Source organism: Coriobacteriia bacterium (assembly GCA_016649875.1).
Classification (GTDB): domain Bacteria; phylum Actinomycetota; class Coriobacteriia; order WRKU01; family JAENWW01; genus JAENWW01.
In genome coordinates, this window is record JAENWW010000021.1 from 1 (window position 1) to 12,236 (window position 12,236).

Genomic DNA, 12,236 nt, shown 5'->3' on the forward strand with positions numbered 1-12,236 from the left:
AATGGGGTATCTGTACAGTTACGGTTTTTTCCGAAGTAATTTTCAAAAGGCAGTTCCTTTGCTAAACTAAAGAGGAAAGATGACCGTGAGGGAAACACAGGCCATGAACGAGAAAAACTATAAAATCAATCCGGAATTCACCCTGCCCAATGTGATAACCGTCATTCGGCTCATAATGGTTCCGGTAGCCTTTTTTCTTCTTGTCGACAAGGGGAACAATAAGGCGGCATTTTTTGTATTCGCACTTGCCGGTGTGAGCGACTTCATAGACGGACAGATTGCAAGGCGGACCGACACCGTCAGTGAGTTCGGCAAGTTGCTTGATCCCTTCGTAGACAGATTTCTCATTTTAGCCGGCGTCGTCGGGCTTTTCGTGGTGGGTAGAATTCCACTTTGGGTAGTGTCGATTCTCGTTCTACGCGACGCATACCTCGCCATTGGATTATCCCGAGTCAAACATCGGGGAGGACCGCAGATCGAAGTGATTTTCACAGGCAAGCTCACCACGGCACTTCTTTTTACGGGATTCACGGGGCTCATTCTCGATTGGCCTCGTACCGCCGGTCTCGGAGTGACTTCTGCGAATTGGCTTCCAGGCTTTAACGGAGCGGTGTATGTCGTGTGGATTTGGTTAGTCTATGCGGGCGTGGTTTTGTCACTGATTACCGCGGCTCGTTACACCTCCATCGGATATGCCGATTTTTTCGGAACCGTCGGAGATAAGAAAGTTTAGATACGTGATACTTGAAAGGTTGATTGTGATCGAAAAAAATTCGTACGGAGGTCGTGGCTCCGTACAAGCCGGAAAAGAAAAACTTGGAAAAAAGCGCCCATGGTCTATCGCCGGCGTGTGTTTGGGCGGAGTGCTCGTTGCAATATTACTCATATTTTGTTTCGATTCGGCAATTAACGCCGGTAAGATTCGCTACGGAGTGACCGCCAACGGCTTGAATTTGGGCGGTAAAACCGTAACGGAAGCAACGAAGTACCTTGACGGTCAACTGAATGAATCTTCAATGAACAGTGTGAAAGTCACGTATGAAAAACATATTTGGAAGGTATCCAGTAAAGATATCGGCTTAGATTTCGATGAGAAGCAAATTGCCGTCAATGCATACGATGTCGGAAGGACCGGTTCGATTCTCAAGCGTATGGGCGAGTCTCTCGGCTCCTATATCGGTAAGCAAGATACGGCTTTGATTTCCTCTGTCAATACCGAAAAGTCCGTTAAGTTGTATGAAAAGATTCAGGCTGAGACTGATGTCAGTCCCGTCGACTACGGCGTAAAGCTCGAGAACGGTCGTTTCGTCGTGACGGACGGTCATGCCGGAACGGCGCTCAATACCGACAGGCTCGTCAACAAACTTTCGGTTGCCATGATTCAAAACACTCGCACACTTGTGGCACCGGTCGATGTTGCAGCACCGGTCGAGGACGAATCGGTGGCCGTGACAAAAGCCGAAGCACAGGATGCGGCCGATGTGGCATCGAGCCTGGTGAAAACCGAAATCACGGTCTTCTACAATAAAAAGAGTTGGAAACTAAAATCAGATGGTATAGCGCAGTTGTTCGATTTCAAGCGAAATGACGATCTTAAGGAAACCGATGCTTACGTCAACGAAACTTTGTTGAAATCGGATGCAACGGGAGAAGTGTATCTCGTCCCGTTCATTTCGACTGATCTGGTGGGAAAGCATGTCCTTCCTCTCATGGGGACGGCAGTGGGGAGGGCGGCAGTCGATGCCGGATTTTCAACGGCCGGTGGCCGCGCCAGCATAATACCTGCGAAAAACGGAACCGGAGCTAATCCTGCAAAACTATCGAAAGATATCATCGCTGCGCTCCAGTCCTCAAAAACGCCCAAGGTGGTAAGTGTCACAACCCATGCCGTCGAGCCGAGTATCACGACAAAAAAAGCCCAAACCATGGGAATTGAAAATCGGATTTCAACCTACACCACTTCATTCAACCCGGGCAATAAGCCTCGCGTCGCCAATATCCAACTTTTGGCGCGTTCAATTGCTGGAACTCTTTTGGCTCCCGGTAAAACGTTTTCTTTTAACGGGACCATCGGTGAGCGAACAGCGGAAAAAGGATATAAGGAAGCGGGAGCGATTGTAAACGGTGAGGTGGTGCCTCAACTCGGCGGCGGTATCTGCCAAGTCAACACAACTTTGTTCAATGCCGTATTGCTTTCCGGTTTGCCGATTACGCAACGTAGGAATCATTCCTACTACATCAGTGAATATCCGGTGGGACGTGATGCGACCGTATCTTGGGGCGGACCCGATTTAAAGTTCGTGAACAATCTCGACACATGGGTGTTTATTTCTTCTGCATACACGAACAGTTCGGTTACAATATCGATTTACGGCACCGATCTCGGTTATTCGGTAAACCTCTCGACAAGCGACTGGTCGAACATCAAAGATTATCCGATAAATGAGATCAAAGATGAAAAGCTTAAGACAGGCACCAAAATCATCGAAAGAACCGGCATCAAAGGTGGAACGGTCGTGTTGACGCGGACGGTGAGCGACGGGACGAAACAGGTTCTGAAAGATACGTTCACTTCCCACTATGCTGCAAAACCTCAGGTTGTTCGCGTGGGTACGAAAGTAATCGACTTAATAGCAAATTAGAAGAACAGGGGAGCTCATGTACCAAGAACAACTCGAATGCATGGATCGCTGCAGCCTCGATGAGCTTCAGTCTCAACGGCTGAGAGCTGTGGTGAAAAATGTTTACGAAAAAGTCGATACCTATCGCAACAAATTCGATGAACTCGGCATAAGGCCGGATGATATTCGCGGGATAAAAGACTTGGGGAAACTTCCTTTCACGGTCAAAGACGATTTGCGAAAAGCATACCCCTATAAAATGTTCGCCGTTCCCATGAAAGATATCGTTCGCGTTCATTGTTCGAGCGGTACCACGGGGCAGATCAGCGTGGTGGGCTATACCGAAAACGATGTGGAAATGTGGGCCGAATGCGTTGCTCGTGCTTTAAGCGCCGCCGGGCTCGATGACAGGGACATCGTCCATATCGCGTACGGCTACGGACTTTTCACCGGTGGGCTGGGCGCGCATTACGGTGTCGAAAAATTGGGTGCCGCCGCCGTGCCGGTTTCCGGAGGAAATACCAACCGTCAAGTTCAAATTTTGCGTGACTTCGGAGTCACGGCCATAGCTTGCACTCCGAGCTACGCTCTGCTTGTGGGGGAGACGGCGAAGGAGCAAGGCGTCGATCCGCGGGAACTTCCCCTACGGGTAGGCATTTTCGGAGCCGAACCATGGTCTGAATCGATGCGCAATAAACTTGAAAACCTTTTCGGAATCAAAGCTCTGGATATATACGGACTCTCGGAGATCATGGGGCCGGGTATCGGGTACGAGTGTCTCGAGCAAAACGGCCTCCATATCAACGAGGACAACTTCATAATCGAAATTTTGGATACGGAAACACTGAAACCCGTTCCGGACGGAGAATACGGCGAAGTCGTTTTGACGACTTTGACCAAAGAAGGAATTCCGCTCATACGCTATCGCACGAGAGACGTCAGTCGCATCATTCCCGGAGATTGCGCCTGCGGTCGCACATTCAGACGTCTTGCCAGAATTACCGGTAGAAGCGATGATATGCTTATCATTCGCGGGGTTAACGTGTATCCCTCCCAGATCGAAGACATTTTGCTTTCGATTGAAAATGTCGCACCGCATTATCAAATTATCTTGGACAAGAAGGGCTCCATGGATACCGTCGAAGTTCGTGTGGAATTGGAACCCGGGATTGATTTCGATGAAATCAAGACTATCCAAGAGACCTCGCGTAAGGTACGCGCCCGTATTTCTTCGGCACTTGCGATTTCAATTGATGTAAAAATTGTTCAACCTAAGTCTTTAGCGCGTTCACAGGGTAAAATTCAACGTGTAGTCGATCTTCGCTGCGGCAAGGAGTAGCTCAATGGTTAAACAAGTATCTGTTTTTTTGGAAAATGCCCCGGGTACGCTCTCTTCGATGGCGCGGCTCTTGGCCGATGCGGAAATCAACATGCATGTTCTCGCCGTTGCCGACACTTCCGAATTCGGTGTTGCGCGTATCATCTGCGATAATCCGGTTCAGGCGCAATCGGTGCTTCTCGATGAAGGATTTTCCGTTGCCATGACACCTGTGTGCGGTGTCGAGCTTTCGGATACGCCCGGTTCTCTCGCTGACTTCCTGGAATTCGTCTCTTCCCACGGGGTGGACATTTCTTATACCTATTGTTTCATCGAGCCGAACTCCGGAAAAGCGGTCAATATATTTCGACTCAACGATCCGAGTTTTGAAAAGACCATTCTTGAGGCCGGATACAAAATCGTCTCCGATGAAGATTTACTGACAAGTACGAATGAAAACTAGTGGATTCGTGAAAATTCGTAAAGCTCACACGGTATTGTGCAATCGGTTCATCACTCGATTGAATGCACTGCTGATTGTAGCGGTCCTGGCTTTCTCGCTCGTGCCGGCGCAAGCAATGGCCGTGGTGGGGAAGTACGATAAGCTTCAAGACGGTGTCTATACGGACTATAATATTTCCTCGTCGCTCATGCCTGATGTTTCGATGGATGAAGGTATCTTGGTGACTGAAGACGGGAGCGTTCTTTGGTCGAGAAATGCAAACGAGCGACATCACATCGCCTCGATTACGAAAGTGATGACGGCGATTGTGGCCATGGATCACAGCAAGCCGACTGATAAGGTCACTATCCCTAAGCTGAGTACTCAAATCGGTGAATCGACCGCGTCTCTCAAATCAGGCGAGACGATGACGATGGAGGATTTGCTCGGGGCCGCACTCGTTAAATCAGGCAACGATGCTGCGGTCGCGATTGCCTATAACGTTGCCGGAAGTCAAGATAAATTCGTTACAATGATGAATGAAAAAGCAAAAGAACTCGGCATGACCGGGACTCACTTCCAAAATCCCGACGGTCTTGAAAACCCGCAACATTATTCGACGGCACGTGATGTTTCCATCATGAGTCGCTATGCCATGCAGTCTCCCGAATTTCGCTCGATCGTCAAAATGAAATTAGTGAGGTTTCAGACCGCTATGGCCAAGCACACGCTTCCCAGTACGAATCTTTTGCTTTGGAAGTACCAAGGCGCAATCGGCATAAAAACAGGATGGACCGTTCCTGCCGGCTACTGTCTTTCCGCTGCCGCCCTGCGAAACGGGATCGAGCTCTATGCCGTCACTTTAGGGACCAGCATCGATACGGCTCGTTTCACCGAGTCGGCCACACTTTTGGATTTCGGTTTCAATCATTACAGGAATCAACAAATCACGGTGAAAGGGACGGGAGTCGGGACTGTAGAAATATCCGACTATCTCAATAAATCAGTAGCTGTTGCAATGAAAAATGGTCTGACCATTCCGGTTTTCGACATTGCGGGTGAGATCACGAGAAAACTCGAGCGTTCCCCCGTCAGTGCCCCCGTACAAAAAGGGGATACCGTCGGCGTCGCGAAATATATCCAGAGAGGCAAGCTCATCGCAACCGTTCCGCTCGTCGCCACCGAAAAAGTGAGCAAACCTTTTATTCTGCTGAGACCGTTCATAGCGCTGATTAAACTTTTTAACTAAGTGTTACTTGAAGAGACCATTGAGTCGATTCATTTCATATTCAGGTAAGTTTTTTGGTATTGTAACTATGTTGTTCCGGCGCAGAAATGCGCTTTTTACATGGCGGGATTGTCTGTAGGGAGTTTTCATGTCCGATACGTTGATTCGCACTCCGCTTTACGATGAACATGTCGCGCTCGGTGCGCGCATGGTCGATTTTGCCGGTTTTGAGATGCCGGTACAATATGGAGGCATACTCGAAGAACATCTTGCCACGCGCGAATCAGTCGGAATTTTCGACGTTTCGCATATGGCCGAATTCAGAATCTCTGGAGAAGGAGCGTTTGATTTCTTGAACACGATGCTCTCGAACGAGGTGAATAAAATCGTCGATATCGGTGCCGCGCAGTATACGCTGCTCTTAAATGATGCGGGTTGCATCATCGATGATCTGATTGTGTACAATACAGGTCTTGAGTTCCTCATCATTTCAAATGCTTCCAATCGCTTTCAAGATTGGAACTGGTTGTACGAGCATAAGCCCGACAACGTCGAAATGTTTGACGAGACGGACCGCACCGGTCTCATAGCGGTTCAAGGTCCAAAGGCATTGGGGGTTCTCAAACAGATTTTCGGTCCCTCATGGGAGCCTCCTCACCGTTTTCACATCGAGCCCGCCACCATCGACGGTAAGATCGATGTTCTCGTGGCTCGCACGGGTTATACGGGGGAAGACGGAGTCGAGATCATCGTCCATAAAGATGATGTCGTAGCTCTTTGGCGCATGTTGCTTTCATTTCCCGAGGTCTCTCCCGTCGGACTCGGCGCGCGTGATACGTTGCGTCTCGAGATGGGATACTCACTGTACGGGAGTGATATGGATATAACCCGTGATCCGATTTCCGCGGGTCTCGGATGGGCGTGCCCGAAATCGAAAGAAGGGTATACCGGTTGCGAGGCCCTGAAGGCGATTCGCGAAACGGGGCCGAGTGTTCGGCTCGTTCATTTGCTCGTGGAGAACGGAATTCCTCGACACGGATATTCGGTTTTGCATGAAGGGAAAGAAATCGGGACCGTCGGAAGTGGATCGCATTCACCGTCTTTGGGCAAGGGGATGGCTACGGCTTATGTACCTGCTGAATTCGCCGAGCCCGGGACTGAACTTGAAATTCAAATCAGGAAGCGCACCGTTTCCGCCACCGTTGTCAAACCACCGTTTTTGGTGAAATAGACTGTAACTCGATACCTACGTTCGAACTTGAGAAAGGGAACAAAATGGATATGCCCAAGGATCGTAAGTATTCCATCGACCACGAGTGGGTGATAGTCGAAGGTGATGAAGCGACAATCGGAATTACCGAGTATGCACAAGATGCTCTCGGCGAAGTCGTGTATGTCGATCTGCCCGATGAAGGGGAATCATTCGCCGTCGGCGACACGTTCGGCGAAGTTGAGTCCGTCAAGTCGGTTTCCGAACTGTTCATGCCCGTCAGTGGAGAAGTCATTGCCATTAACGATTCTTTGGCGGATGCCCCCGAGACGATAAACGATGATTGTTACGGCGACGGATGGATGATTCGAGTCCGCATTGAAAATGAGTCGGGACTCGCAGATCTTCTCGATGCCGAGGCATATCTCGCATCCATCGACGAGTAGGAGATAGGCGTCTATGAATTATCTTCCGATTAACTTTCAGCAGAAAAAGGAAATGCTTGAAGCGGTGGGCGTGAAAAACATCGAGGAACTCTTCGTGGATGTTCCCGAGAAAGCACGTCTGAAAGGGCTCCTGCCGCTCGGCGATGGCGCCGGTGAGATGGAATTGGTGTCGAAGATAACCGCCTTGGCGAAGAAGAATACTCCGGCTACGGAGTTGGTTTCTTTCGCTGGTGCCGGTTGTTACGACCATTACATTCCTGCGTTTATCGATCATCTGCTTTTGAGGCCGGAGTTCTTTACCGCCTACACCCCGTATCAACCCGAAGTTTCGCAGGGGACACTCCAGGCGGTCTACGAATATCAAACCGGCATTTGCCAATTGACCGGACTGGATAGAGCCAACGCCAGCATGTATGACGGTGCAACGGCGATGGTTGAAGCCGCTTTCATGGCCGTCCGCCTCGCTCACAAACGCGACAAAGTCGTCGTGGCGGGCTCCCTGCACCCCGAGTATCTTGAGACTTTGAAGACCTATACGCACGCCGATACCGTAAAACCGATATTCGTCGATCCAGTGAACGGCGTTACTCCTACGGACGATATTTTGGCAGCAATCGATGATACGGTCGCCGCTGTCATTGTAGGCTATCCGAATTTTTACGGTGCTTACGAACCGCTGGAAGAAATCGCCGATGCGATTCATGCCCATAAGGGTCTTCTCATCGTCGTCGCAAATCCGTTCATGCTCGGCCTTGTGGAAGCACCCGCAAATCTCGGTGCCGATATCGTCGTCGGGGAAGCGCAATCCTTAGGAAACCCGATGAGTTTCGGCGGACCGGGATTGGGATATTTCGCCTGTACGAGTGCATGTACTCGACAAATGCCCGGAAGAATCGTCGGGAAGACAACCGATGTCGACGGTCACACGGGGTATGTGCTCACACTCAGTACGAGAGAACAGCATATCCGTCGTGAGAAAGCCACTTCCAATATTTGCAGCAACCACGCGCTCAATGCTCTCGCTGCCGGCATGTATCTGGCCGGAGTCGGTCCGACCGGCTTAAAAGAATTCGCTCTTTCTGCAGTGTCGAAGGCACGGTATTTGCATGACGCTCTCGTTGCAACGGGAAAATTCGAACCTCTCAACGAGCATGTTTATGGATATGAGTTCGCACTGGTCTATAAGGGCGCCGCTCAAATTCTGTATGATGATTTGTTCGAGCACGGTTATATATCCGGTGTCGTCCTCGATGAGCATGTACTACTTTTCGCGGTAACCGAGAAGCGCACCCGTGAAGAAATGGATGCGTTTGTGAATGAGGTGAAAGCACATGAATAATCTCACCGAGACCGGTGTTTACAGAGGACCGCGCGAAACCATATATGAGACAAGTTCGAAAGGTTTGACTTGCATCGTTCCTCCCGCGCTCGACGTACCTGCGATTGACATTGCCGACACTTTCGGCTCGATTGCGCGCAAATCCGCACCGATACTGCCTGAGGTGACGGAGGTTCAGATAATGCGTCATTACTCGCATTTGGCTTCCATGAACTTCGGTATCGACTCGGGAATGTATCCTTTGGGGTCTTGTACGATGAAGTATAACCCCCGTATCAACGAGGATATGGCTCGTCTCAGTGGTTTTGCGGGGTTGCACCCTTATCAACCGCAAAGTTCGGTTCAAGGCGCGCTGCAGTTGATGTACGAACTTCAAAAAGATTTTGGCACGATATCGGGGTTTCCCGCGGTCACCTTGCAGCCGGCTGCCGGCGCACACGGAGAATACACGGCGCTTTCCGTATTCCGAGCGGCACATACGGCGAAAGGTAATCCACGCAAAAAAGTTATCATTCCCGATACCGCTCACGGAACGAATCCGGCTTCAGTCGCAATGTGCGGCTACGAGGTCGTTTCGATTCAGAGCACGGAATCCGGGATGGTCGACATAGAGAAGCTCAAGGCCGCGCTCGATGAGGATACCGCCGCTTTCATGCTGACCAATCCGAACACGGTGGGGATGTTTGATTCCCAAATTCTCGAAATCACGCAAGCCGTACATGCCGTCGGCGCTTATGCATATTGCGATGGCGCAAATCTCAATGCGATTCTCGGTATCACCCGTCCTGGCGATGTCGGTTTCGATGCGCTTCATATCAACACGCATAAGACCTTCTCAACGCCACACGGCGGTGGGGGACCGGGTGCCGGACCTGTATGCGTTTCTGCCGAGCTTGCAAGCTTTTTGCCGGGTCCCATCGTGGAAAAAGAGGGGGAATCCTACCGACTTGTGACGCCCTCGAACTCTCTCGGACGGGTTCGCTCGTTCATGGGGAACTTCGGTGTATTGGTCCGCGCCTATACGTATATCAAAGCGCTCGGCGGGCAAGGGATTCGAGACACCGGTGAGCAAGCTGTTCTCTCCGCAAACTATATGCGCGTCAAATTGGCCGACGTGTTCGATATCGCCTATGACAGAATCTGCATGCATGAATTCGTGATTTCCGGTTCGCGTCAAGGGCACGATTACGGGGTACATACTCTCGACATGGCGAAACGACTCCTCGACTACGGCTTTCATCCGCCGACGATTTATTTTCCGCAACTCGTCGATGAAGCGATGATGATTGAGCCGACCGAGACCGAATCGAAGGAATCTCTCGACTCATTCATCGAGGCTATGCACAAGATTGCCGCCGAGGCGAAAAACGATCCCGATTTGGTGAAAGGATCACCGTATTTCACGCCGATCAGGCGACTTGACGAGGCTGAAGCTGCGCGTAGACCGAATGTGGCATGGACAGGAAGTATCGATTAGAGATGTATTCTGGGGTACAATGAGGTTATGCAGATAGCCTCATCGTCCCGATGAACCCAAGGAGAATCAATGTCTGACTTTTCTCGCGCGACGAATGAATTTTTCGAGCGCCTTTTAGCAAATCCGACCGAAGACAGGGTGAGTGAGTATATCATCCGCGAAGTAGATCTCGGTCGTTCGTTGTTTGATATTCTCGAGGATCCTTTCGTGCGAAATCGCATACCTGAGGGTCGCCGCACCGAACTTTTGGAAAACCCGGAAATCATCGATGCATTTGCTGCGGAATTGGCTACTCTTCGAGATTGAAATGAACTTTTTTTAGAACGGATACGTCGATGACAGTTTGTAAAGTGTGTGGCTTTGATTATACGGGTGAGAAATGTCCTCGGTGTGCGGTGCTCACTGAACAATCGACTACGACTTTCACGCCTGTCAATGTTGCAGATTCTCTCGTCCGTGAAACTGTCGAAACATCGGCCGGAATGGAACTTTGCGTTGTAAAGGGCCCGCAAATGGGGGACTGCTTTTCGATAAACGATGCAAATATATCCATCGGGCGCGACACGAACGCCGATATTTTTCTCAACGATCGTACCGTATCGCGTGAACATTCCGAAATCGTCAGTGTCGGAGATGTCGTTATTCTTCGAGATTTGGGATCGCTTAACGGAACTTATCTCGATGGAGTCCTTATCGACGAAGCTGAACTCAAGAGCGGCAGCATCATCCAAATCGGAACATTTCAAATGCAGTTCCTAAAGGGATGACCCGGTAAATGGCAAGTAGGGATTATTTTACCATCGGAGAAGTGGTACAAAAATTAGCGATTCGCTATCCGGAACTTTCCGTCTCAAAGCTTCGTTTCTTAGAAGACGAGGACCTTGTTTCACCGCAAAGAACTCCCGGTGGATACCGAAAATTCAGCAAAAAGGACATGGATCGCGTAGAAATAATCCTGAGACTTCAAAAGGAATTCTTTTTTCCTCTCGGAGTCATTCGCGAAAAACTCATTGAGTTCGATTCCGGCATCATGCCGAAAGAATTGCTTGAAAACCGCGCTGAAACTGCCGATAAGGATTTTCCCTTGACTCCGAATGCAGAGGGCAAGTTTTCAGTTAAGGATTCATTGAATAAGCTCGGCATCCCGGAAAGCTTCATCATGGATTTATCGGAGTACGGACTTATCGATGTTTCGCATCAGCAAGGGACGCGCTCTGTTGAAAATGCCGATATCCCCCTTGTCCAGGCAGCATGGAAATTACGAAAGTTCGGTGTCGAACCGCGGCATTTACGGATGTATGTGACGTTTTCACAGCGTGAGTCTCAGTTATTCGGTCAGATTCTGATACCGACGTATCGACACAAGACGCCCGAGTCACGGACACAACTCAATGAAAACCTGACTGAAATTTCAATACAGCTCGATCACTTGAGAGGTCGACTTTCTCGTAAAGCACTGGTTGAAGAATTGCATGACCTTTTGTAGAAGAAGGCACGCGACCTATGTGCAAACTACTTGTAATAATGACAAAGGATGAGGTAGGAGAAGCAAGTGGATTACACACCATTCATCAGAGATATTGTCGATTGGCCGAAAGAGGGAGTGATCTTTAAAGACGTTACACCCCTGATCGCCGATCCGGTTGCATTCAGACAGTCGATCTTGGATATGTCGAATCCCTTTCGCGACGCCGGCGTGACTAAAATAATGGGCGCCGAAGCTCGTGGATTTTTGTTCGGAACAGCTATTGCATTCGAACTCGGGGCAGGCTTCGTGCCCGCACGAAAGCCCGGTAAGTTGCCTTCGAAGACCATTTCCGCCACCTACCAACTCGAATACGGAACGGACTCTTTGGAGATCCATTGCGACGCCATCAATGAAAATGATGTCGTTTTGATAGTCGATGATGTCTTGGCGACGGGGGGGACCGCTAGCGCAAAAGCGGGCCTCGTTCAGTCACAAGGGGCGAAACTTGCAGGTTATTCGTTCTTGATGGAACTGGATTTCTTACACGGCAGGGAGAAACTCGATCAGAATCTGCCTATTCTTTCTTTGATGCATGTCAAATAGCCTCATGACCGTGCGCATAACGGTAACTTAACATCTTATATCGTTTTGATTACATTTGGCAGCCTGCAAATATTTGCAGGCTGC

The 12,236-nt window shown here is 49.9% G+C and carries 13 protein-coding genes; all 13 read left to right on the forward strand.

Features of this window, described 5'->3' with window-relative positions:
• Positions 1–103 precede the first annotated feature (103 nt).
• Positions 104–733, forward strand: coding sequence for a CDP-alcohol phosphatidyltransferase family protein (locus JJE36_06790; GenBank protein MBK5211991.1), 630 nt, complete (start codon positions 104–106; stop codon positions 731–733).
• 25 nt (positions 734–758) lie between these two features.
• Positions 759–2,642: a VanW family protein gene (locus JJE36_06795; GenBank protein MBK5211992.1), complete on the forward strand. Its 1,884-nt coding sequence runs from the start codon at positions 759–761 to the stop codon at positions 2,640–2,642.
• Between the two features lie 16 nt (positions 2,643–2,658).
• Positions 2,659–3,960, forward strand: a complete 1,302-nt coding sequence (locus JJE36_06800) for a phenylacetate--CoA ligase (GenBank protein ID MBK5211993.1) — start codon at positions 2,659–2,661, stop codon at positions 3,958–3,960.
• 4 nt (positions 3,961–3,964) lie between these two features.
• Positions 3,965–4,402 carry an amino acid-binding protein gene (locus JJE36_06805; protein MBK5211994.1) on the forward strand — a complete coding sequence of 146 codons (438 nt, stop codon included), beginning with the start codon at positions 3,965–3,967 and terminating at the stop codon, positions 4,400–4,402.
• Complete coding sequence (locus JJE36_06810; protein ID MBK5211995.1) at positions 4,392–5,630, forward strand: D-alanyl-D-alanine carboxypeptidase; 1,239 nt, start codon at positions 4,392–4,394, stop codon at positions 5,628–5,630. Before JJE36_06805 ends, JJE36_06810 begins: the two co-directional genes overlap by 11 nt.
• A 127-nt stretch (positions 5,631–5,757) precedes the next feature.
• Positions 5,758–6,840 carry a glycine cleavage system aminomethyltransferase GcvT gene (gene gcvT / locus JJE36_06815; protein MBK5211996.1) on the forward strand — a complete coding sequence of 361 codons (1,083 nt, stop codon included), beginning with the start codon at positions 5,758–5,760 and terminating at the stop codon, positions 6,838–6,840.
• Between the two features lie 44 nt (positions 6,841–6,884).
• A complete protein-coding gene (gcvH, locus tag JJE36_06820; GenBank protein ID MBK5211997.1) occupies positions 6,885–7,265 on the forward strand; it encodes a glycine cleavage system protein GcvH in 381 nt (126 codons plus the stop codon).
• Positions 7,266–7,278: 13 nt separating this feature from the next.
• Positions 7,279–8,604: an aminomethyl-transferring glycine dehydrogenase subunit GcvPA gene (gcvPA, locus tag JJE36_06825; GenBank protein ID MBK5211998.1), complete on the forward strand. Its 1,326-nt coding sequence runs from the start codon at positions 7,279–7,281 to the stop codon at positions 8,602–8,604.
• Complete coding sequence (gcvPB, locus tag JJE36_06830; GenBank protein ID MBK5211999.1) at positions 8,597–10,081, forward strand: aminomethyl-transferring glycine dehydrogenase subunit GcvPB; 1,485 nt, start codon at positions 8,597–8,599, stop codon at positions 10,079–10,081. Before gcvPA ends, gcvPB begins: the two co-directional genes overlap by 8 nt.
• A gap of 69 nt (positions 10,082–10,150) precedes the next feature.
• Positions 10,151–10,387 carry a hypothetical protein gene (locus JJE36_06835; GenBank protein ID MBK5212000.1) on the forward strand — a complete coding sequence of 79 codons (237 nt, stop codon included), beginning with the start codon at positions 10,151–10,153 and terminating at the stop codon, positions 10,385–10,387.
• Positions 10,388–10,416: 29 nt separating this feature from the next.
• Entirely contained in the window at positions 10,417–10,848 is a 432-nt protein-coding gene (locus JJE36_06840) for an FHA domain-containing protein (protein MBK5212001.1), read from the forward strand.
• Positions 10,849–10,856: 8 nt separating this feature from the next.
• Complete coding sequence (locus JJE36_06845; protein ID MBK5212002.1) at positions 10,857–11,567, forward strand: MerR family transcriptional regulator; 711 nt, start codon at positions 10,857–10,859, stop codon at positions 11,565–11,567.
• Between the two features lie 66 nt (positions 11,568–11,633).
• Entirely contained in the window at positions 11,634–12,152 is a 519-nt protein-coding gene (locus tag JJE36_06850) for an adenine phosphoribosyltransferase (protein MBK5212003.1), read from the forward strand.
• The last annotated feature ends 84 nt before the right edge of the window (positions 12,153–12,236 follow it).